This window comes from Psychrobacter sp. Cmf 22.2 (assembly GCF_001921745.1).
Taxonomy (GTDB): domain Bacteria; phylum Pseudomonadota; class Gammaproteobacteria; order Pseudomonadales; family Moraxellaceae; genus Psychrobacter.
In genome coordinates this window covers 64487-87621 of the sequence record NZ_MRYA01000004.1, presented here as the reverse complement: position 1 = coordinate 87621, position 23135 = coordinate 64487, and the positions used below count along the sequence as shown (strand labels likewise).

Annotated in this window: 17 protein-coding genes; 1 reads left to right on the top strand and 16 read right to left on the bottom strand. The window is 44.8% G+C overall.

Annotated elements, in window-relative coordinates:
- Positions 1–12: 12 nt before the first annotated feature.
- The 10 genes from BTV98_RS09040 to BTV98_RS08995 all read right to left on the bottom strand — a co-directional run bounded on the left by BTV98_RS09040 (position 13) and on the right by BTV98_RS08995 (position 13953).
- Positions 13–2118, bottom strand: coding sequence for an acetyl/propionyl/methylcrotonyl-CoA carboxylase subunit alpha (locus tag BTV98_RS09040; RefSeq protein ID WP_058368122.1), 2106 nt, complete (start codon positions 2116–2118; stop codon positions 13–15).
- Between the two features lie 56 nt (positions 2119–2174).
- A complete protein-coding gene (locus BTV98_RS09035) occupies positions 2175–2969 on the bottom strand; it encodes an enoyl-CoA hydratase/isomerase family protein (RefSeq protein ID WP_058368121.1) in 795 nt (264 codons plus the stop codon).
- A gap of 231 nt (positions 2970–3200) precedes the next feature.
- A complete protein-coding gene (locus tag BTV98_RS09030; RefSeq protein WP_075103433.1) occupies positions 3201–4811 on the bottom strand; it encodes a carboxyl transferase domain-containing protein in 1611 nt (536 codons plus the stop codon).
- Between the two features lie 138 nt (positions 4812–4949).
- Complete coding sequence (locus tag BTV98_RS09025) at positions 4950–6707, bottom strand: AMP-binding protein (protein WP_058368120.1); 1758 nt, start codon at positions 6705–6707, stop codon at positions 4950–4952.
- Positions 6708–7090: 383 nt separating this feature from the next.
- Complete coding sequence (locus BTV98_RS09020; protein ID WP_075103432.1) at positions 7091–8848, bottom strand: AMP-binding protein; 1758 nt, start codon at positions 8846–8848, stop codon at positions 7091–7093.
- Between the two features lie 313 nt (positions 8849–9161).
- Entirely contained in the window at positions 9162–10409 is a 1248-nt protein-coding gene (locus BTV98_RS09015; protein ID WP_058368099.1) for an FAD-dependent oxidoreductase, read from the bottom strand.
- Positions 10410–10617: 208 nt separating this feature from the next.
- The gene (locus BTV98_RS09010) at positions 10618–11349 is read right to left on the bottom strand and encodes an amino acid ABC transporter ATP-binding protein (RefSeq protein WP_075103469.1); all 732 of its coding nucleotides are present in this window, start codon (positions 11347–11349) and stop codon (positions 10618–10620) included.
- 113 nt (positions 11350–11462) lie between these two features.
- Positions 11463–12134, bottom strand: coding sequence for an ABC transporter permease subunit (locus BTV98_RS09005; RefSeq protein WP_058368098.1), 672 nt, complete (start codon positions 12132–12134; stop codon positions 11463–11465).
- On the bottom strand, positions 12131–12877 hold the full coding sequence (locus BTV98_RS09000) for an amino acid ABC transporter permease (RefSeq protein WP_075103431.1): 747 nt from the start codon (positions 12875–12877) through the stop codon (positions 12131–12133). Before BTV98_RS09000 ends, BTV98_RS09005 begins: the two co-directional genes overlap by 4 nt.
- Before the next feature lie 98 nt (positions 12878–12975).
- Complete coding sequence (locus BTV98_RS08995) at positions 12976–13953, bottom strand: glutamate/aspartate ABC transporter substrate-binding protein (protein ID WP_058368097.1); 978 nt, start codon at positions 13951–13953, stop codon at positions 12976–12978.
- Positions 13954–14286: 333 nt separating this feature from the next.
- Here BTV98_RS08995 and BTV98_RS08990 point away from each other — a divergent pair, with 333 nt between their 5' ends.
- Positions 14287–15264 carry an Hsp33 family molecular chaperone HslO gene (locus BTV98_RS08990; RefSeq protein WP_058368096.1) on the top strand — a complete coding sequence of 326 codons (978 nt, stop codon included), beginning with the start codon at positions 14287–14289 and terminating at the stop codon, positions 15262–15264.
- Between the two features lie 106 nt (positions 15265–15370).
- Here the strand turns inward: BTV98_RS08990 and BTV98_RS08985 are convergent, their stop codons facing one another.
- From BTV98_RS08985 to BTV98_RS08960, 6 genes are all read right to left on the bottom strand, one after another.
- Positions 15371–16864: an alpha/beta fold hydrolase gene (locus tag BTV98_RS08985; RefSeq protein WP_058368095.1), complete on the bottom strand. Its 1494-nt coding sequence runs from the start codon at positions 16862–16864 to the stop codon at positions 15371–15373.
- Positions 16865–16989: 125 nt separating this feature from the next.
- Positions 16990–19212: a PhoX family phosphatase gene (locus BTV98_RS08980; RefSeq protein ID WP_075103430.1), complete on the bottom strand. Its 2223-nt coding sequence runs from the start codon at positions 19210–19212 to the stop codon at positions 16990–16992.
- A gap of 226 nt (positions 19213–19438) precedes the next feature.
- The gene (locus BTV98_RS08975; protein ID WP_082637951.1) at positions 19439–20179 is read right to left on the bottom strand and encodes a fumarylacetoacetate hydrolase family protein; all 741 of its coding nucleotides are present in this window, start codon (positions 20177–20179) and stop codon (positions 19439–19441) included.
- A 146-nt stretch (positions 20180–20325) separates the two neighbouring features.
- Positions 20326–21051, bottom strand: coding sequence for an ABC transporter permease (locus BTV98_RS08970; RefSeq protein WP_058368093.1), 726 nt, complete (start codon positions 21049–21051; stop codon positions 20326–20328).
- 13 nt (positions 21052–21064) lie between these two features.
- The gene (locus tag BTV98_RS08965) at positions 21065–21784 is read right to left on the bottom strand and encodes an ABC transporter permease (protein WP_058368092.1); all 720 of its coding nucleotides are present in this window, start codon (positions 21782–21784) and stop codon (positions 21065–21067) included.
- Between the two features lie 425 nt (positions 21785–22209).
- A complete protein-coding gene (locus BTV98_RS08960; RefSeq protein WP_058368091.1) occupies positions 22210–23121 on the bottom strand; it encodes an ABC transporter substrate-binding protein in 912 nt (303 codons plus the stop codon).
- Between the last annotated feature and the right edge of the window lie 14 nt (positions 23122–23135).

The window sequence follows — 23135 nt, the reverse complement described above, 5'->3', positions numbered from 1 at the left end:
ATACTTCGGCTCTTAAGCTTCGCTAGCTTCTGTATCAATACGCAGCAGCTCATCACCATCTGCAACCGAATCACCCGCCGCAAACAATAATTCTGCCACCACGCCATCGGTGGGTGCAGTAATGGTGTGCTCGATTTTCATCGCTTCGATGACGGCGAGTGGCTCACCTTTTTTTACACTATCGCCGACAGCCACTTTGAAGGCAACGACCTGCCCCGGCATCGGTGATTTTAAGCTACCGACTGCCGCAGACTCTTCGCCTACGTGCGCCATGATATCAATCAGCGTAATCTCGTCACGACCGCTATCTGTAAACACATAGACTATCTCATTATGTACCCAACTTTGAGCGCTAATACGTGCGCCATCGAGCCATAAAGTATGATTGTGGGCGTCACTACTGGCGTAGCTGACTTCACCTTCATATACCGTTTCGGTTTGCGCGGCAACATTGGCATTGGTATTTTCGTCAGCATTCGCGATTTCTTTTTCAATCACTAGTGTAAAGCTGCTCAGATTATCTGTGCCTTTTTTGCTATAAGTGGCATTAGCATTTTTCCAACTCTTAATACGGGCGCTATAAGCTTGCTCATCATAAACCAAGCTAAACGTGCGTGTATAATCATTATAAGCACGGAAACCAGTCGGCTTACTAAACGGATCGGCGTCTTGTGCCATACCTTCACTAGCCAGCTGCTGGGCGATAGCAGTCACAACCAGCGTCGATAAATCAAGCGGATGCTGATCAAATAACTCGTCCGCCTCGCGCTCGATAAGCGCCGTATCGAGATTGGCTTGGCTAAACGACTCAGTGTTGAGAATGTAGCGCAAAAATGCCACGTTAGTCGGCAAGCCCACGATGCGCGTTTGTGCCAATGCGCGATCGAGTTTGGCCAATGCCTGCTCGCGAGTGGGTGCATGCACGATAAGCTTGGCAATCATAGAATCATAGAATGGGCTAATCACATCGTCCTCGCGTACCCCGTCGTCGATACGTACATCAGTAATGGTAAAAGTGCTGTGCTCAGGCTTTTGATAAGTAAATAAAGTACCTGTCGCTGGTAAGAAGTCATTGTCAGGATTTTCAGCACAGATACGCGCTTCAATCGCATGACCATTGATCGCAAGCTCATCTTGCGTCTTTGGTAATGGCTGACCGGCCGCGACCAAGAGCTGCCACTCGACCAAATCGACACCAGTAATGGCTTCACTGACTGGGTGCTCAACTTGTAGGCGGGTATTCATCTCCATAAAATAAAAGCTCATCGTGCCTTCGCGCTGTTCAACGATGAATTCAACCGTACCTGCACCAACATAGCTAACCGCACGCGCGGCTTCTATCGCTGCTGTACCCATCGCTTTACGCATAGCCTCATCAACGCCTGGGGCTGGCGCTTCTTCTAGCACTTTTTGATGGCGGCGCTGTACCGAGCAATCACGCTCAAACAGATGCACATAGTTGCCATGCGTATCACCAAATACTTGGATTTCGATATGGCGCGGCTTTAGCGCGTATTTTTCGATGAGTACTTGATCATTACCAAAGCTGGTAATGGCTTCGCGGCGACAAGAGTCTAGCATTTCGATAAAATCGCTGCTTTGCTCGACGATACGCATGCCTTTACCGCCGCCGCCCGCACTGGCTTTAATCAGTACTGGATAGCCAATGCTGTCTGCTTGCTGCTTTAAAAACTGGGCATCTTGATTGTCACCATGATAACCCGGTATCAATGGCACGCCAGCCGCTTCCATCAAACGCTTGGACTCAGACTTGCCGCCCATAGCGCGAATAGCATCAGCGGATGGGCCAATAAAGACCAGTCCTGCATCTTGACAGGCCTGCGCAAAATCTGCATTTTCGCTTAAAAAGCCATAGCCTGGATGGATTGCTTGCGCGCCAACATCGAGAGCAATCGCAATGATTGCATCGCCTTTAAGATAGCTGTCCTTCGGCGCTGAACCACCCAAATAAACCGCTTCGTCACAGACAGCGACATGCTTGGCGCCGCGGTCGGCATCAGAATAAACAGCGACGGTATTTACACCCAGACGCTTGGCAGTCGCTGCAACTCGGCAGGCAATTTCACCACGGTTGGCGATTAAAATTTTAGAAAACATAACTATCCCTGTGTCTTGTCGTTTTTATTTGTCAGCTTGGCTGTCGTTTTTTGTCGCTAGTCTGCCGTCAGCCAATCAGGCTTACGCTTTTGCAAAAACGCTTGCACGCCTTCCTTACCTTGTGTGGATGAGCGAATATCAGCGATGCCTTTTACCGTATCGGCGATCAGCTCGTCGCTAATAGGCGCGCCTGCGATATCATGCAACAACTGCTTGCAAGTTTTAACCGCATCAGGGCTGTTTTTGACCATTTTGGCACAAAACGTTGCCACCGCATCGTCAAGCGCTTCCTCACTGACGCGCTCATGAATGAAGCCTAGTTTAAGTGCTTTTTTGGCATCGAACACTTCCGCGCTTAAAAAGTAACGCTGTGAAGCTCTAGCCCCTAATGCTCTTACGACATAAGGACTAATGGTGGCAGGCGCTAATCCCAGACGCACTTCACTCAAGCAAAAGTTGGCAATCTTCACCGCGATAGCGACATCACAGACGGCGACCAAACCCATGCCACCTGCATAGACATCGCCTTGAATGGCAGCCACGGTTGGCTTAGGACATTCGTAAATGGTTTTGAGCATTTGCGCCAGTTTATCGGCGTCGGCTAGATTTTCTTCATAGCTATAATCTGCCATGGCGCGCATCCAGTTAAGATCGGCGCCCGCACAGAACGCTTTGCCTGCTGCTGCTAGCACGATGACTCGCACATTATCATCCGTGCCAAGCGTGGTAAAAACTTCCATCAGCTCAGCAATCATTTCATCGTTAAAGGCATTACGTATCTCGGGACGGTTTAGCATCACCGTCGCCACGTGCTGTTCGATATCAACCAATAGACTTTTATAATTATTCATATAGGGTTATCTCAATGTTTTGTAGTAACTTTTGCATGTCTTTTCTTTTAAAGCCGTCATTATATTTTAGAAAAACTGTAGGGTGGGTTAGTTTTTCAAACTCTCTCAGAGAGTGCGGATAAAACGTAACCCGCCATTTTGCATGATGACTATTTAATGTTGTGACTATTTAATATTGGTGGGTTACGCTTACGCTAACCCACCCTACTATCTTTTCAAGTCGCTACCAATCTACATTCTAAAGACACCATAAGTCGTCTCTTCAATCGGCGCATTGTAGGCAGTACTCAATCCTAACGCCAGCACATTACGAGTATCGGCAGGATCGATGACGCCATCATCCCACAGGCGCGCGGTGGCATAATACGGATGGCCTTGCTCTTCGTACATATCAAGAATCGGTGCTTTAAAGGCAGCCTCATCTTCCGCACTCCACTCTTCGCCTTTACGGTCAAAATTGTCACGCTTGACGGTAGCCAGTACCGAGGCCGCTTGCTCACCGCCCATGACTGAGATACGCGCATTTGGCCACATCCATAAGAAGCGTGGACTATAAGCACGGCCACACATGCCGTAGTTACCGGCACCGAATGAACCACCGACAATGACGGTAAATTTTGGCACTTTTGCGTTGGCCACTGCCATCACCATCTTGGCGCCATGACGGGCAATACCTTCGTTTTCATATTTACGACCAACCATAAAGCCGGTGATGTTTTGCAGGAATATCAATGGGATTTTACGTTTGCAGCACAGCTCGATAAAGTGCGTGCCCTTTTGTGCCGACTCACTAAACAAGATGCCGTTGTTGGCGATGATGCCAACTGGCATACCTTCAATATGAGCAAAACCACAAACCAGTGTGGTACCAAAGCGCGCTTTAAACTCATCAAAGGCACTGTCATCGACAATACGAGCGATGATTTCCTTGATATCAAAGGGTTTACGCTTATCGGTGGGGATGATGCCATACAGCTCTTTGGCATCGTAGCGCGGTGGTCGCGGCTTGATTTGATTGGGGATTTGCTTGGCAGGACGGTTAAGATGACTGACGATATCACGCGCAATCGACAACGCATGCGTGTCGCTTTGTGCCAAATGATCGACGACTCCTGACAGACGGGTATGCACATCACCGCCGCCCAAATCTTCAGCCGTGACCTCTTCGCCCGTAGCTGCTTTTACCAGCGGCGGACCACCCAAAAAGATGGTGCCTTGCTCTTTGACGATGATTGACTCATCACTCATCGCTGGTACATAAGCACCGCCTGCCGTACAGCTACCCATAACCACAGCAATCTGCGGAATACCCGCTGCACTCATATTGGCCTGATTAAAAAAGATGCGTCCGAAGTGCTCTTTATCTGGGAACACGTCATCTTGGTTGGGTAAGTTTGCGCCGCCTGAATCCACCAAATATACACAAGGCAAGTTGTTTTCTTGGGCGATTTCTTGTGCGCGCAAGTGCTTTTTGACCGTCATTGGGTAGTAAGTGCCGCCTTTTACCGTGGCATCATTACAAACGATCATACACTCAGTGCCGTTAATACGGCCGATACCAGCAATCACGCCAGCAGCTGGAATATCTTCGCCATACATGTCGTGCGCGGCCATCGGAGCCACTTCTAAAAATGGCGTACCCACATCAAGCAAACGCTCGACACGATCACGTGGCAGCAGTTTGCCACGCGCTAAATGCTTGGTGCGCGCGCGCTCTGAGCCGCCCTGAGCGACTTTACGCAAGTGCACATATAAGTCATCGACTATCTCTTGCATGGCGGCACGGTTTTGCTGAAAGTCGCTGGCGTTTGGACTCAGTTTACTGGTTATGATAGTGCTCATGATATCCCTTTTCTTTGATGCGTAAATGCGAGTAGCTTTTTTATGCAAACTATTCTAACTGCTATTTATATTAAGCGTTACTCACATGATTAATCCGTGATGTTTAAAACCTAAATGTTTCAGACCTAAGCAGCAAGTTTACTGTAGGCCTAGCTCATCTTTCATCATTTCAACGATTTTATACTTTTGAATTTTGCCTGTAATGGTCATCGGGTACTCTTCGACGAAACGATAGTAAGCGGGTATTTTATAGTGAGCAATGTTATTACGGCAAAACTCCTTAACCTCTTCTTCGGTTAAGCAATCAGGCTCTTTAGGAATAATCCATGCCGCTAATACTTCACCATACTTAGCGTCAGGTATGCCAACGATTTGCACATCGCGAATCTTGGGATGGCGATAAAGATAGTTCTCAATCTCTACTGGGTAGATATTCTCGCCACCGCGAATGACCATGTCTTTGCTACGACCGACCACTTTGACATACCCATCTTCATCCATGGTTGCCAAATCCCCGGTATGCATCCAATTATCTTGAATGGACGCGCGTGTTTTGAAGCGATCACCCCAATAGCCTTTCATCACCGAATAGCCACGCGTGAGTAGCTCGCCTTTTTCTCCTAGCGGTACAGTCTCGCCCGTTTCTGTATCGATAATTTTGACTTCAAGCGCTGGCTGCACCAGTCCGACAGTGGAAACCTGCTTTTCAAGCGGTGTGTGCTTGTTGGTCTGACAAGACACTGGACTGGTCTCAGTCATGCCATAAGCAATAGTGACCTCGCTCATATGCATCTTATCAATGACGCGGCGCATGACTTCAATCGGACAACTAGAGCCTGCCATAATACCAGTGCGCAAAGTGGACAAATCGTACTGGTCAAAGTCCGGATGATCAAGCATCGCGATAAACATCGTTGGCACCCCATGCAAACCAGTACATTTTTCTTCCTCGACCGCTTGCAGGACACTTAATGGCTCAAAACCATCATTGGGATACACGATACAACCGCCATGCGTCAAGATGGCTAAATTACCAAGTACCATACCAAAACAGTGATAAAGTGGCACAGGAATACACAATATGTCTTCTTCAGTGAGATTCATCGCCTCACCGATAAAATAGCCGTTGTTTAAGATATTACGGTGAGTTAAGGTCGCACCTTTTGGCGTGCCGGTCGTACCACTGGTAAATTGAACATTGATAGCGTCAGTGTTTTTGAGTTGTGCTTGCCGTTCAGCAACGCGTGGGTCGTTAGGGTCACCCTCGCTCATCCAGTCAGAGAACCTTTGCATATAACTAAAGGTTTCATCATTACCTGGCTCATCAATCCAAATGATACGCTCAATCGTCGGTATTTCGACCAAATCCAGCTGATTGTAAGTTTTATGATAAATCTCCGGACACAGCTCACGCACCATTTGCGTATAATCGCTGGTCTTGAAGTGACGCATTAACACCAATGCCGAGCAACCAAGTTTATTCAAGGCATACTGCAACTCAAAGGTACGATAGGCAGGATTGATATTGACGAGAATAACGCCGACTTTAGCGGTCGCTAATTGCATGAGTAACCACTCGCTATTGTTATGAGACCAGATACCGACGCGATCACCAATCTCAAGCCCCATCTCTATAATAGCGCTTGCCAGTTGATTGACCTTTTGTTGCAGCTGTTTATAAGTCCAGCGAATGTTTTGATGACGGGAGACTAGCGCCATGCGCTCTGGATATTTATGGACAATAGCGTCAAAGAAATCACCGATGGTCGCTTCAATGAGTGGCACATCGGGGCCTTTGTCATAGCTTTCACTAAGGGGCGCGTTGGCAGATTTTGCGCCCATATTGACACTAGGAATGTTAGCTAAGATAGTATCGAAATCAATATTTTGAGTCATAACGAGTCCTTTCGTTTTACTTTTTTATTCTATATAAAAACAGCATATAAGCTGATCTTTCATCCTTGAATATATATCATATATTATTATCTACTATACCGCTTCAAATGAAAGACTGTCAATGATAGCGATACAATATGTATCATTTAAAAAGAAAACATAAAATAAATGTATTATTGATTATTAAACGACGAGTCTTTTATATGGCTTAAATCATAAAAGCCAGCTTTATACCATAGTAGTATAAAACTGACTTTATCAGTGTTTAACACTTCTGTCTTTATATCTTTAGCATTCAGTTGTAAGTTTTTATAACAATAGCACTTATAAATTAACGCTTATAAATGAATGACTTATGTTTGTTACCGTCTATCTACTACAGCCTACTCCAAACTCAATTCTTCTATCATTTGCTCAACGATTTTATATTTTTGAATTTTACCAGTCACGGTCATTGGGTATTCATCAACGAAGCGAAAGTAGGTCGGCACTTTATAATGAGCGATATGGTCACGACAAAATTGCCTTACCTCTTCTTCGCCCAAGCTACCAAGCTCTTTGGCAATAATCCACGCTGCCAATACTTCACCATACTTTTTATCAGGCACGCCGACGATTTGTACATCACGAATCTTAGGATGGCGATAGAGATAGTTTTCGACTTCTACTGGATAGATGTTTTCGCCGCCACGAATGATCATATCTTTACTACGTCCAACCACCGTGATATAACCATCTTCATCCATCTTTGCCAAATCACCCGTATGCATCCAACCATCCTGAATGGCTTTTCGGGTTTTAAAGCGGCTACCCCAATAGCCTTTCATGACCGCATAGCCGTATGTGAGTAGCTCGCCCGTCTCTCCAATCGGGACGACCTCACCCGTTTCGGTATCCACGATTTTGATCTCAAGCGCTGGCAGCACCATCCCTACTGTAGACACTCTTTTTTCAAGGGGCGTTTGCGAACTGGTCTGACAAGAAGCTGGACTGGTCTCGGTCATGCCATAAGCAATCGTGACCTCGCTCATGTGCATCTTATCCATGACACGGCGCATGACCTCAATCGGACAGCTCGAGCCGCCCATGATACCCGTGCGCAAACTGGACAAATCAAAGCTATCGAAGTCTGGATGATCAAGCTCTGCGATAAACATCGTCGGCACGCCAAGTAAGGCAGTACATTTTTCTTCTTCCACCGTTTGCAATACTGTCAGCGGATCAAAGCCATCATTAGGATACACCGCGCAACCACCGTGAGTTAAAATGGCTAAATTGCCACCCACCATGCCAAAGCAATGATAAAGCGGCAGTGGGATACATAGCCTATCCTCCTCTGTCAGCCTCATTCCTTCGCCCATAAAATAGCCGTTATTGAGAATATTACGATGCGTTAAGGTGGCGCCTTTCGGTGTGCCGGTCGTGCCACTGGTGAACTGTACGCTAATAGCGTCAGTATTCTTAAGCTGAGCTTGGCGTTCCGCTACGCGAGGGTCGTTTGCATCACCCTCTGCCATCCACGTAGAGAACTTTTGCATAAAATTAAAGTCCTCATTGTTCTCTGGCTCATCAATCCAAATAATGCGCTCAATAGTAGGAATCTCGACCAAATCAAGCTGATTATAGCTTTTATGATAAATTTCAGGACATAGCTCGCGAATCATTTGCGTATAATCACTGGTTTTAAAATGACGCATCAATACCAAGGCCGAGCAGCCCAGTTTATTCAGCGCATATTGCAGCTCAAAGGTACGGTAGGCAGGATTAATATTGACTAAGATAACGCCAATTTTTGCTGTTGCTAATTGCATCAGCAGCCACTCGCTATTGTTGTGCGACCAAATAGCGATACGATCACCTATCTCAAGTCCCATCTCAATCATGGCACTGGCTAACTGACTGACTTTTTCCTGTAACTCACGATACGTCCAGCGAATATTTTGATGGCGAGAAACCAAGGCTTGACGCTCAGGATATTTATTGACAATGGCATCGAAAAAATCTCCGATGGTCGCCTCAATCAGCGGTACATCAAGTCCTTTGTCATGGCTTTGGGTGAGTGGCGCATTCGCTGAGCGCGCACCTATATTAACTTTGGGAACATTATTGAGAATATTGTCGAAATCGGTGTGCTGAGTCATAACGAGTCCTTTCGTTTTGCTGTTGGTTTTATTACTGTTTTATGAGCATTTAATGCGCTGCTAAGGTAAATATTCTTCCTTGAATACTCTTTATCGCTATATTTATAGCTTTCTAGTTGCCTCCTAACCAATATAGCGCCTAAAAGAAAAGACTGTCAATCATAACTGATACAGCACGTATCGATTATGATTGATACAACGTACTATCAAGTCGATAACTAATGCAAAAGATGCGATAGCCATAAAAAAAGCCAGTGCTGCATTTAGATAGCAACACTGGCTATGATGTATATGATGTAGATATTTTTAATAGCTACCCTTTAGGCGTGACAGGCGCTTTAATAGTCACTGTCGCACTGACGTCATTGTTATCATCTAGCAAATCCATGATTAACTCGTCATCCGTTTCAGTCTTTACTTGCCAATTGCCAGTCGCTTGTGGTACACCAGTCGCCATGACAGAGATGGCTTTATTTTTTAGACGAATCATCGGCGGCTTATGCTCATAGCCTTCGTGCTCATGACCTAAAATATCATCGGCAATGGTCGCAGCCTGCGCCCGCAGTGGCGCGACATAACGGCAGGCAACCCCATTGATAGACATGCAGTCACCAATGGCATAAATATTAGAAGCATTGGTACGTAATGTCGTCGCATCGACCACGATACCGGTACGGCGATTGAACTCAACACCAGCAGCGGCGGGCAATTTATCATCGACAGTGAGGCCTGTACTAGCTATCACATGGTCTACGATTAAAGGTTCAGGTTGCTGATCAGCCGTACTATCGGCACCTGCTATCGGCTTATAATCGACTTGTAATTTATCATGACTGCTTGTGCTTTCATTATCATTGTCGCTGTCACTAATTCGCATAACGTCAGACACTTGATAACCGCCCAAAAAGTTAATCCCTTGCGATTTGACTGCTTGAGCGATACGCGCTGTTGCTTTTGGCGGTAGCATTTGTGAAAGCGGTGCATCATTTAAATCAATCAGCGTCACCTCATGCCCAGCCTTGAGCAAGTCCTCAGCAATTTCTGTCCCAACCATGCCAGCCCCAACAATGGCAACATGCTGATTACCAGTTGCCAACTTCTCTTGCAGTTGACCAAAACGCTCAATATGATTGACATGCCAAACCAAATCTTCTGGTAAGCTTTGTGGAAAGATAGGATGAGCACCCATTGCTAATACTAATTTATCATAGCCAATAGTGGCGTAATCTACATTGGCCGGATCTGAGCGCGTAGCAGAGACAAGATGTAATTGCTGACTGGCGGCATCAATGTCACTAACTTGGGTATTGGCGAGTAAATTGACGTTTGCAGCCTTAGCTGCATCACTACCTGTAGCCCGTACTAAATCTGAGGCGCGTTTATTTTGACTAATCGCCATGGTTAACATTGGTTTGTGATAACGATCGCCACTATCAGCAGTAATCAAGGTAATTGGAATGTCTTTATCTTTCGCCCGAATCGCATCAATGACATGCCAACCCGCCAGCCCTGCCCCTACAATGACCACACCTTTCGATGTAGATGAATGTTCTGCACTCATACAAGCTCCCATTAAGTTAACTATTATGTTTGTTGAATATGATTGCTCTTATTGTATCAGTAAACAGCCATGCACTCATCTATTCTCCCACGTAGCCCATAATGTAGTCACTCATATCAACATCAATATTGAAGATATATATTTACTCACACAAAAAAGCGCCTATTTATAGACGCTTTAGAAATGACTCGAAATATAGTGTTGTACATTAATGATTAAGAATCTTCGATAAGAACATCTGCGCGCGTTCACTTTTCGCGCCTTCAAAGAATTCATCTTTACTACAATTCTCAACGATATAGCCCTCATCCATAAAAATAATACGGTTAGCGACCTGACTGGCAAAGCCCATCTCATGAGTCACACACATCATCGTCATACCATCGCGAGTCAGCTCGACCATCACATCGAGCACTTCTTGAATCATCTCTGGATCAAGCGCTGAGGTTGGCTCATCAAACAGCATCGCTACGGGATCCATTGCAAGCGCACGGGCAATGGCGACCCGCTGCTGTTGACCTCCAGACAACTCGGCTGGATACTTCGCCGCTTGCGCTGTCAGTCCTACCCGATCCAAATACGCCATCGCTTTCTTTTTGGCCTCAGACTCTTTACGGCCTAATACTTTGATTTGTGCGACGGTCAGATTGTCGATAATGGTTAAATGCGGAAACAGCTCAAAATGCTGAAACACCATGCCAACGCTACTACGCAGTTTAGGTAAGTCAGTCTTTGGCGCACCGACTGAGATACCATTGACCATAATCTCACCTTTTTGAAAAGGTTCAAGCCCATTGACAGTCTTGATTAAGGTAGATTTACCACTACCCGATGGGCCACAAACCACTACCACATCGCCCCTATGTACGTGAGCAGTACAATCGCTCAAAACTTGGAAGTCACCATACCACTTGCTGACGTCAGTCATTTGAATGACCATCTCATCGCTAGCATGACCATTATTCGTAACCAGTCCGCCAAAGTCATTTGTATACGTATCAGCACTACTCATCACTGGCTCCTAACCACATTATTTTAAAATTATTAAAAAATTCAAAACCTCAGACGTTTTTGCACGTGTTGTACACCGATAGAAGCGCTTAAGCTGATGATAAAATACACCGCTCCTGCGCCTAAAATATAAGGCGTCAATAAACCCATCAGCTCACCACGTACGTAGGCTGCACGGAAAAAGTCTGTCAAACCGATAGCAAATACCAATGTCGTATCTTGGAATAAAATAATACACTGCTGCAAAATAAGCGGCAGCATCTTACGAAAGGCTTGCGGTAACACGACTAAGCGCATAGTCTGCCCGTAAGTCATACCCAAAGCTTTTGCAGCATTGACTTGGCCGCTACCGATAGACTGAATACCCGCCCGCACCACTTCTGAAAAATAAGCGGCTTCGAACATCATAAAAGCAACGACGCATGAGGCAAAAGCGGCATCAAGTTGCAAGTATTTACCAGCTACCCAAAAATAGATCATCGGAACGGCAAAATAAAACCATAACAATACTAGCAGCAGCGGCACAGAACGAAAGTAATTGACGTATAGTTTGGCTGGTACTTCTAACACTTTGATACCAGATAGACGCATCAAGGCGAGTACCGTTCCTAAACTGATACCACCGAGGATGGCTAAAAACAATACTTTTAAGGTGGTCAGCATACCACCCATTAGACCTGGATAGGCCGTTGCAAGTTCGGTCATCATACTCATTTCTGACTCCCTGCAATAAGCCCAGGCACGCGCAGTTTGCGTTCAATCAAACCCATGATAGCGATTAAGGATAGATTGAATACCAAATAAATCACAGTCGCGTAAGTATAGATCTCAATGTTATTTTGCGTATATTCGCTGATGGTTTTGGTCTGGCTAATGAGCTCCATCACGCCCACCAAAGAGGCCACTGATGCGTTTTTGAAGCAGTTGGTCAGCTCAGAGCTTAATGGCGGCAAGATGATACGAAAGGCTTGGGGTAATAAGACTTGTTTATAAGCTTGCGGAACACTAAACCCAAGAGCGTAAGCGGCATTGATTTGACCTTGTGGTAATGACTCAATACCGGTACGCACTTGCTCAACGATACGCGCAGCGGTAAATAAGCCAAGCCCGATACTTGCTGAGAGCATGGCTGAAGTATTTGGAGATAAGTCTTTATACCACCATTCTTGTAAGGCCGGTGTCAGCCAGCCCGGGGCGACATAAAACCAAAAGAATAATTGAACCAATAAAGGGATATTACGAAAAAAAGTGACATAGGCGGTGCCAATACTGCGCGCAGTTTTACTTGGCAAGGTGCGCATGATACCGAAGATGGTACCAATAACCATGGCTATCGCCCATGCAATACTACCAATTAACAACAACCAGCCAAGGCCGGTAATCATCCAATGTATGTACAGCTCATTACCGATACCAGTCTGCTCAAAGAGCACACCCCAGTTCCAGCTATAATTCATCTTTGTCTCTCCGAGCAGCGGAAAATAGACTCATGCGTTAGGCCAATCTAAATGATTTTCCTAAGCGCATGAGCCAGCTATATTGAGGGACAAATGTCTTATTGTGCCGCGTCTTTTGGCTGGGCACTATCGTGCGGATTAGCAATTAAAGCTTTTAAGTTGTCTGACATCTCAAAGTTTAGATTGACATTTTTCGGTGGAATAGGGTTTAAGAACCACTTATCATAGATGTTGTTAATCTCACCTGAGCTAAAGGTGTTGGCAAGCGCCTCATCGACCACTGCTTTAAACTCAGGGTCATCTTTACGCATCATACAGCCATAGATTTCAAACGATTGCGGTTCACCAACGATGACCCATTCATCAGGATTTTTGGCCTTGGCTTTCTCGCCAGCGAGCAGTACATCATCCATCATAAAGGCATCGGCACGGCCATTCTCTAGCATCAAGAAACCTTCACCATGATCCTTTGCAGAGATGATATTGGTGTCCATATTGTTTTCATCATTATATTGACGAATGTAACGCTCTGAAGTTGTACCTGCCGTAGTAACTAAGGTTTTGCCTTTCAAATCTTCAAAGTTTTGAATGCCAGAGTCAGTTTTAGTTAATAAGCGCGTACCAATCTCAAAAAAGCCATTAGAAAAAGCAACTTGTTTTTGGCGCTCTTCATTGTTGGTCGTTGAGCCACATTCAAAGTCTACCGTACCATTCTGGACCAGTGGAATACGAGTTTGCGAGGTGATAAGGTTGTAACGGACGTTTAGATCTGGCATGTTGAGCTTTTGCTTAACCGCTTCGACGACTTTCATCTCTAGATCATGCGCGTAGCCCATTGGCTGATTGGGATCGTCAGCGATATAAGAAAACGGAATTGAGGAGTCACGATAACCGACGACAATAGTGCCCGAATCTTTTATTTTTTGTAGGGTACCATTAGAGTTTGCCGCAGTCTCTGTCGTTGCAGTATCATTTGCTGGTGCTTCGCTGGTGGTTTGATTGCTATTATTACATCCAGCTAAGCCAAGCGCCATAACGACAGCTAGCGTTAGAGGTTTTGAGAGCGAGTAAGCCATAAGTTACATCCTTTTATCAGATTAGTACAAATCAGTGAAAACTCTGGACATTTTCTATACTACTGTCCAGCATCCTTGCTGTTACTTTCAGTTATCATAGAGCAACTTAATGTTACTGTACAACACTTTTACCTAGGTTGGTAATTTTTCTTACGTATATTCATAATATTTCATATACGCTGATAATATCTCTTACCACATAAGAAACGACATCTAAAGACTTAAGCGGCCATTAGTGTTAAAGCTTGAAGAGTGTGTTACTGCTTTTTCATCGTTGATAATTCATCAATAATCCCCATAAAGTTAGCAACTTCTTAACCATACTAACGACTTATGACTCAAACCAATCACAATACTCAAGTAACGACAGCTGCCACGGCTTCTACCAATAATGACGTACGTCAGCGCTTTTTTATTCAAGACTCGCCTGTACGTGGTGACGTCGTCCGTCTATCACGTAGTTATGCCAGTACTATCGCTCAAAAGCCCTACCCTGAAGCGATTAAACGCTTGTTGGGCGAAATGCTAACGGCGGCCAGTTTGCTTATCGGTACTGTTAAAATAGACGGCCGCTTGTCTATTCAATTGCAGTCATCAGACAGTGACAGCTTGTTGAATTGGGCAATGGCTGAATGTGATCAAAACGGTATCATTCGCGCGCTTGCCAGCTGGAAAGCTGATACAGATGAACAAGTACAAGCGTGGGAAAACATGACCCGTGCTAATGAAGCTTTCGCTGAGCTTGGCGCTATGGGTCAAGGTGTGTTATTTATTAATATTCAGCCTAACGGCGGTGAGGCGTATCAAGGTATCGTCGAGCGCAGCCATGACAATTTGGCTGACTGCTTGGCACATTACCAAAAGCAATCTGCACAAATTCCAACGCTGATTAATTTGGCATCTGACGGTTTGCAAGCAGGTGGTATATTGGTACAAATGCTGCCTCGTACTGCTGAGGAAACCTATGAAGTAGAGCAAAACGAAGACGCGGGTATCGATGATGATTTGTGGACGCGTCTAAGCGTTTTGACTCGTACTGTCAAAGCTGAAGAGCTGACCACACTTGACACCAACGAAATCTTATATCGCTTATATAATGAAGAAAACGTCGTCGCGCCTGACCCTATCGAGCTAGCCTTTGGCTGCACTTGTTCACGTAAAAAGTCAGAGATGGCCATTGAGCAAATCGGTGAAGCAGAAGCTTTGGATATCATCGAAGAGCAAGGCGGTACTTTCGAGATGGATTGCGGATTTTGCGGTGAAGTCTATAAATTTGACAAAGACGATGTGGCAGCGATATTTGCTGAATAGTTGTTATTAGCCTGATGTGTTTTATTTGTAGCGATAATGAGAACCTCCGAGTGTGATGCTCGGGGGTTTTGTTTTACTGGATAAGTAAGACTAAAGAGCTAAAAACCTAAACCCTCACCTCGATATTTTCGGGATAAGAATGTATGCAAGTGCCTAAGATATCCCCTTCTTGATTGGCGTTACTCTGGCCATTATCCAACAACCATGCGACAACCTGTTTGTGTACCCTGTCGTTATAAAGTAAATTGTAGTGACTCACGCCATAAAAAATGGCCTTATGCCCTTCAGGTACCGACAAAGCATGCTCGCCATCATGCTCCCCTAGCGCAGACTGTATCGTTACCAGACCATCACCCAATAAGCTTGTCGCTTTAGAGTCATAATGAGCCTCAATCAGCGTGGCTGCGACAAAATACGTATTCACATGCAGCGGCAAACGCGCAGGATGAAGAAACTCTTGTGGGAGTACACTACGGCCTTCTAAAGACTTCCAATCATCGTCACGAATACTACCATAACGCAAATCGATGATGCCTGTACTACGTAAATCGCCCAGTTTGGCAAGCGACCCTGCAAAAGGTAGCTTGGCGATCATATCTTGCACAAAATAGCCAATACGCTCTAGGCTTGCACCATGGTGCGGTGAGCCAAGAGTAATCAGGTTACCAACTCGCTTTACCCAATCAAAGCCTTGCTGTTTACCATAAAATAGCGCACTACGAGCGACCAATCCGCCCATGCTATGCCCAACCAAGTCTATCTGACTGATGCTTGGATTATTATCTACTAACTCTTGTAGCACTTTAGAAAAGTTACGACCACTAAGTGAGATACGCCATCCGGTATTGTAATCAAGATATAGAACGGTAGATTCTGGCAGACTGCGACTAATACGTGCACCAAGACTATTATGAGCAATTGGTTGCCAGCTTAAATAGCTCATACAAAGACCGTGGCATAAGATAATAACGCGCCCTGATATCTCTTTGTTTTGTGACTGTCCACTTCTTGGACATGAAGCGCTGTCGTATAGAGTCATTGGAATAGCAAGGGGATTATCATGTTTGACAAGATGATCGCCCATCACGCCATTTAGGACGTTAATAAGCTGCTTAAAAGATTCTGGTAGCGGGCGGGCATCTTTTTGACTGATTACGTTTTTATACAATCGCAGTGCCAATGCTAGATTATTACCTACTAACAACGCCACTTGACGTACCGCACCATATATCCGCCCGGTAAGGCCACGTTGCCATTTACTGACATTGCCTTCATTAAAACGCCCCAAAGGACGTAAAACAATCTCACGGTGGATGGCTTCTACGATATCCGTTACTTCAACCACTCCCATCGTCGCAAGCTGCGCTAACCCTTCAAAAAAATCGCTTAAAGATATGGGCTTAGGTGAAGTGAGGGTCTTATTATCATTTGCCTGTAATTCTATCGCATCATCGATATAGATATATTCAAGCTTAGCCAGCTCTTCATATAGGTCACCTTGGAACCGTGTGTTAACGTCGGAGCCAGAGCTTGTAGTGGGCTCAAGCCTATTTTTGGCAAATAAATTGTGAATCGAATCGATAGAATCTAGATTGTTCATAGTTTTGATGTATCTGGTGATAAGAGTACCTACTCATAGTATCTGCTATGTCAGATAAACAAAACCTCTATACTGTCACATAAGCTTACTATACTCATCTTCAATAAATACGAACAACTCACCCTCTATGTCGTTCTCACATCCGTTGCAAACGACTCTGCCAGTATCACATCTCCGTCCTCGCGAGTAATCATGACCGTAGCTGAGCGCGGAGTACTGCCACCAGCGACTGCACCCCACGTATTACTAGGATGCTGAATGTTAATAAATAACGTTTTGAAATCTGGTGTTAGGGTAATACCCGTCACCTCGCAGCCTTCAGGACCGACAAAAAAACGTTTGATATTATCATTATTTGCTCTCATACCGACACGAGTTTGTTGTCCTGCCGAGGTAGTTTTGAGCGTGCCATCGCTGACATTACCCGGTAGTGCTGCGAGCAACATGCAACTGCTGGTATCGGTATAAGCACCGTCATCAGTCTGAATCCACAATACCCCACGTGGGTCGAAATACAAACCATCTGGCGAAGAAAAATCGTTATTATCATTTAATTGCGATAAGTTCTCTGCTGACAAAGCACTCGGCGCAGCAAATAGATAAATATCCCACTCAAAGCTCATTGCCGCATGATCCCCTCCTGCTTCTGCCCAGCGAATAATATGACCATTGTCATTACCGCGCGCTTTACCACGAGCCTGATAACTGCGCGGGTTGGTTGCAGACACTGGTTGATCATCACGTTCACCGCGATATTTATTATTAGTCAACGTCACATAAACTTCACCAGTAATGGGACTGACCGTTACCCATTCAGGACGATCCATCTTGGTTGCCCCTAACGTGTCAGCAGCAGCACGCGCAAACACTAAAACGTCATCCTGTCCATTGAAGAGCAGCACGCTATTAGAGGCATCTAGTCCGTTTTGACCATGAACCAGCGGCTGCCACTCACCACTACCATCGTCATGAAAGATTGCAACGTATAGCGTGCCCTCATTCATATACTTGTCACCAGCTTTTAAGCCCGCCCCTATATCTTTATTTGACCACAAGGCTTTGGAGACAAACTTATAAATATATTCACCACGAGCATCATCACCCATATAAAAAACCACTGGTTTGCCTTGCTCAACAGGTGCATAGGCACAGTTTTCGTGAGCAAAACGACCCAACGCTGTACGTTTTTGTGGCATAGAATGTTGGTCAAAAGGGTCAATTTCGGTGATATAACCAAAGGTGTTAAAACCATTGCGATAATCGTCAGTCGCTGTTGCACCGACAGCTGTCATGTCCCAGCGGGAAAATTCATCAGAGATTTTGGCGTCTTTGGCTTCTGGGGTATGCCATAAATACCCTGAGCTGGCAAAGTTTTCTGTTGCACCATAACGCTTACGACCATAATTCTGTGCGGCAGTTAATCGACTGGCATCTTGACCACGGGCAAAGACGCCTAAGAAGTTTTCTTCTGTCGTCAAATACGTACCCCAAGGCGATAGCCCTGCACCGCAATTATTATTGATTCCACGAGTCTGAAAGCCTGTCGGATCAAACTTGGTCTTGACCAAATCGGAGCCCGCAACCGGCCCCGCTAACTGCGATTGAGTACTACTAGTAATGCGGCGATTGTATTTTGAATTGAGCACCATCTCATATCCTATGCCATCCGCACGGCGAGTCATCTCAACTACCGCCACACCATGACAATTGGCTTCACGGCGCACATCACTGGCGAGACGGCGATTTTTGAATATAGGTGCAGCATTATTATCTTGGATTACATGGTAGCCAAACGGGCTTAGCTCCTCACTATTCACGTACTCATGATTCATGACTAGCAGACCATTCTCTGATGCTTTGGCATCGTATCCATGACCCTTTTTGCCAAAGAACCACATGCCATCATGGTTATCACCCATGCGCCAATCAAACGACTCAGCGGACTGCTCACGATTGTCTTTCCAATCATCAATGCCAGAAATTAATGGCGTGCCTAGTGGCAAAATAATTTCGGCCTTATAACCTTCTGCCACGCTCATTGTTTCGGCAGTGGAGTGTGCGACTGCTTTAAACTTTAAAGTATCAGGACGCTTTAAGTCACCTTGCGCAGGGATAGCAGCATTATTATTGACAATCGGTCTTCCAATACTACTTTCATCATCGTCAGCACATCCGACTAAAGGAAGTGCGCCAAAAAAAGCAGCAGCTGTCAATCCTGTACCTCCTTTTAGAATACTACGGCGGTTAAGACGACGATTAATAATGCTTTGAAAGTCAGTATTATGAGTAGGATTGGAATCTTCAACAACTTCGTGGGCAAGATTTTGCTTATCATTTAGTAATGTCATTGTCAGTCACCTTGCTGTTAGGCTGGATTAGTATAAATGGGATCAGTCGCAGCTTTATAATTAACACTACGAAAATGCGGATTACACTTGAGTCTATTGAACTTTCATGACGATACGATGACATTTAAATAACAGGCTTTATTTAAACAAAAAATCCCAAGCATTGGCTCAGGATTTTGTATTTTCAGACATCAAATTTTTATTTAAACTTATATTTAAAGTAACGCTATTGCACTCGCGCTTGCCACTCGTGCGCGCCCAATACCAACTTTAAATCATCGCTTGCATGCAGTATACCAACCCCACTTGGCGTGCCAGTCATAATCACATCACCTGCTTGCAAACTAAAAGCATGGCTAATCTCGGCAAGTAACTCATAAACGGGGAATAACATCAGCGCGCTATTACCATCTTGCTTAAGCTCATCATTAATATAAAGCTGATAATGCACATCGCTACAGTCGCCAAATGCCAGCGGATCGACCCAGTCAGCGAGCACACATGCTCCATCAAAGCACTTTGCACGCTCCCATGGATGGCCTTGTTCTTTGAGCTCACTTTGTAAGTCTCGCAGGGTCAAATCTAGCCCTAGCGTGACTGCTTCAATTAAACCAGTAGTACTGACAACCTCTTCTAACGAAGCTGACTTCAAATCCTGACCCAAACGAATACAGAACTCTGCTTCATAATGTACTGGATATACTTTTTCGCGGGGCACATCACGGATACTACTAGGAATAGCGTCTGATAAAGAGATGATACTTGAAGCAGGCTTTATAAATAGTAGTGGACGCGTTGGAACAGCATTGCCAAGCTCAGTGGCGTGGGCGGCGTAATTACGACCGACACAGACGACTTTACCTATCAAATTGCGCTTGTTATTAGCGCTGGTATCATCGTCTAGACTAAACTCATTATCTTCTCTAACGATGTCATTAATCAAAGAAACATGGGGGGATTCAGTCATGATGCGTTCTCACTATAAAAGGAAGTCGTACGATTATTTACCAAGCAGCTTTCCTCACTATTTTTTATTATTATCTTTTAATAGTGGTTAATCAATCGCTCTATCGTAATGTGTAATCATCTACGTAATAAAAACATGGTTTTGTATCATGGGATAGTGCGTGTCACGACATCTGGTGGTACGTAGCTGGTATGACGATTCATGCGTTTTTCAAACCTGCCAAAAACGAATAAAATCACCCATGATAATAGTAAGTAGACGACACCTGCAGCGAAGAATAATTCCATCAAAGTATAAGTACGGGCACTGATAGTACGGGCTACCCCAGTGATATCCATCAGCGCAATCGTTGATGCTAAGGCACTACCTTTGAGCATAAAAATCACTTCATTACTATACGCTGGAATCACAATACCAAATGCTCGCGGCAAAGTAATACGAGTGAGCTTTTGCCATTTCGACATACCAATCGCATCAGCAGCTTCAAGCTCGCCAACTGGAATAGCTTGAATGGCTCCACGAATAATCTCGGCAAGATATGCACTCGTATTCATCGTAAAGGCAATGATGGCACACCAATAAGCTTGGCTAAGTACTGGCTCCCACAAGAATGAATCACGTATGGATTCGAACTGGCCAAGACCATAGTAAATCAAAAATATCTGTACCAGCAGCGGCGTACCACGAAAAAAGAAAATATACAAAAAAGGTATGATCTGCACCATCCAGCTTTTGGACAGTCTTAATAACGCTAAAATCAAACCTAAAAACAGTCCAATGATGCCTGAAATTACGACCAGTTGTACAGTTAATACCGCTCCGCCCAATAGATCTGGGATATGATCAAAAATAACCTGCCAATTCCAATCCATGAGTATCTCTCCTCTACCCTGTGGTCGATTGACGGCTAAGCTTTTTGGCATAGCGTGCTGCTGGGTTAGCACGCCATTCAAGCCACATCATAAAGCCTGTGATGAGCATCGTCAGCCCTAAATAAATTATCGCTGCTGCCATATAAAACGTAAAAGGCTGCTGGGTTGACTGAGCGGCTCGGGATGACTGATACATAATATCTTTAAGACCAATGACTGATACCAAAGCAGTATCTTTTAGCAGTACCAAAAATAAGTTACCCAAACCCGGTAGGGCAATTTGCCATACTTGCGGTAAAGTAATCCGATAAAACGTCTGAAAAGGACGCATCCCAACTGCTTGTGCTGCCTCACTCTGACCTACTGGAATCTCCTGAATAGACATCCGTAAAATTTCGGTCGCATAAGCACCGAAGGCAATAGATAAGGCCATGACCCCGCCCCAAAACGCACTGATCTCAATATAGTCGTTATAACCAAAATTTTTGAGTATACTCATCAGCAGTATAGAGCCGCCATAATATATAAACAGCACCAATAGTAGCTCAGGAATACCGCGCATCGTGGCTGTATAGACAGTCGCAATTTTGCGTAGTATCCAAACCTTGGACAGCTTAGCAGTCGCACCCAAAAGCCCGAGGACCATGCCTATAACTAAGCTGGTCAAGGCAAGCTTGATAGTGACGGTTGCGCCGCTCAATAAGAGCGCGCCAAATCCTTGTAAGTCAAACACAGTTGTCCACTCAGTCTCTTTATATTAGCAAGTTAGCAGAATGTTAGTTAAAAGAATCAGTACCAATCGTCTTATATTTTCTAGAGCAGCAATGCATTTAAACTTGCGCACAGACGATGATTGATTGACTCGGTAGAAATGCGCCGTGATTTTATCATAATCGGCAAGCTCTATGTTACTGCTCATAAGCAAAACCTATCTATAAATGAACATTCCTACTGTCAAAATCCCTACTACTAGGATAAATTGGCAAGACTGCACAGTCAGTTTACAGTTATCTTTAATAACTGGCAGGTGTTTCTGCACATATTACGATAGAAGACCATCGACAAAATAAAAAGGATATCACCGGTCTGGCAATATCCTTTTGACTAATAAGATAAGTATTTTGAGGTTGGCTTATAAATCATTAGAGCAAGATACCTCTATTGAGTAGCAGTATCTACGATAGGTTCATCGGTTACCACACTTGGCATAGCAAAGTACTTTTGATTGAGCTTATCATAAGTACCATCAGCTTTTAGGTTCGCCAATGATTGATTAATTTTTGCTTGCAAAGCATCGCCAGGACGCACAGCGATTGCAAAGTTATCGTCGATATCGATCTCATCACCTTTGATCACATACCCGCTACCTGATGGTGAGCTTAACCATTCTAGCGCTGGCAGTTTATCGGAGATCATTGCATCAACACGACCTGATCCTAAGTCCAAAAACGCATTGCTCAACGTATCATATAACTTCATATTGGCTTTTGGATAAGCATCCTCTAACCACTGTGAAGAGATGGTCGAGCGCTGGGCGGCAATAGAGTGAGTATTGATATCACTACTCTGCCTTGGATCAAAGCTACTGTCTTTTTTGGCCAAAAATACCAAGGTATTGCTAAAATAGGGATCGGTAAAGCTAACTTGTTGCGCGCGCTCTGGCGTTATAGACATTGCGGCTACAATCGCATCATACTTGCCAGCCTTTAGACCAGGAATGATACCGTCCCAATCTTGCGCTGTAATTTCACATGTGACTTGCATATCAGCACAGATAGCATTGGCCATATCGACATCGAAACCGCCGAGCGTCCCGTCTGCATTGGTATAGTTAAAAGGTGCATAAGCGCCTTCAGTACCAATACGTAATACCTCACCTGACTCGGCAGCTGATGTTGTCTCAGCAGCTGTTGCATCAACGTTATCAGTACTGTCTTGGCTATTGCTACAACCAGCTAATGCAAAGACAGCAGCCACCGCCAGTAAAGGGGTGGATAAACGATTCACTTTAATCGATCTAACGATAGACATATTCGCCATTGCGATCGCGGGGACAAAATGGTTGCTCATAATCATCCTTGGTA

Excerpts from the sequence above, each read along its gene's own strand:
- BTV98_RS09040 (WP_058368122.1), bottom strand. The coding sequence starts at position 2,118 with ATGTTTTCTAAAATTTTAATCGCCAACCGTGGTGAAATTGCCTGCCGA.
- BTV98_RS09005 (WP_058368098.1), bottom strand. The coding sequence starts at position 12,134 with ATGAGTATGATGACCGAACTTGCAACGGCCTATCCAGGTCTAATGGGT.
- BTV98_RS08985 (WP_058368095.1), bottom strand. The coding sequence starts at position 16,864 with ATGAACAATCTAGATTCTATCGATTCGATTCACAATTTATTTGCCAAA.
- BTV98_RS08990 (WP_058368096.1), top strand. The coding sequence starts at position 14,287 with ATGACTCAAACCAATCACAATACTCAAGTAACGACAGCTGCCACGGCT.
- BTV98_RS08995 (WP_058368097.1), bottom strand. The coding sequence starts at position 13,953 with ATGGCTTACTCGCTCTCAAAACCTCTAACGCTAGCTGTCGTTATGGCG.
- BTV98_RS09020 (WP_075103432.1), bottom strand. The coding sequence starts at position 8,848 with ATGACTCAGCACACCGATTTCGACAATATTCTCAATAATGTTCCCAAA.
- BTV98_RS09015 (WP_058368099.1), bottom strand. The coding sequence starts at position 10,409 with ATGAGTGCAGAACATTCATCTACATCGAAAGGTGTGGTCATTGTAGGG.
- BTV98_RS09010 (WP_075103469.1), bottom strand. The coding sequence starts at position 11,349 with ATGGTCATTCAAATGACTGACGTCAGCAAGTGGTATGGTGACTTCCAA.
- BTV98_RS08970 (WP_058368093.1), bottom strand. The coding sequence starts at position 21,051 with ATGGATTGGAATTGGCAGGTTATTTTTGATCATATCCCAGATCTATTG.
- BTV98_RS08980 (WP_075103430.1), bottom strand. The coding sequence starts at position 19,212 with ATGACATTACTAAATGATAAGCAAAATCTTGCCCACGAAGTTGTTGAA.
- BTV98_RS09035 (WP_058368121.1), bottom strand. The coding sequence starts at position 2,969 with ATGAATAATTATAAAAGTCTATTGGTTGATATCGAACAGCACGTGGCG.
- BTV98_RS09030 (WP_075103433.1), bottom strand. The coding sequence starts at position 4,811 with ATGAGCACTATCATAACCAGTAAACTGAGTCCAAACGCCAGCGACTTT.
- BTV98_RS08960 (WP_058368091.1), bottom strand. The coding sequence starts at position 23,121 with ATGAGCAACCATTTTGTCCCCGCGATCGCAATGGCGAATATGTCTATC.
- BTV98_RS09000 (WP_075103431.1), bottom strand. The coding sequence starts at position 12,877 with ATGAATTATAGCTGGAACTGGGGTGTGCTCTTTGAGCAGACTGGTATC.
- BTV98_RS08975 (WP_082637951.1), bottom strand. The coding sequence starts at position 20,179 with ATGACTGAATCCCCCCATGTTTCTTTGATTAATGACATCGTTAGAGAA.
- BTV98_RS09025 (WP_058368120.1), bottom strand. The coding sequence starts at position 6,707 with ATGACTCAAAATATTGATTTCGATACTATCTTAGCTAACATTCCTAGT.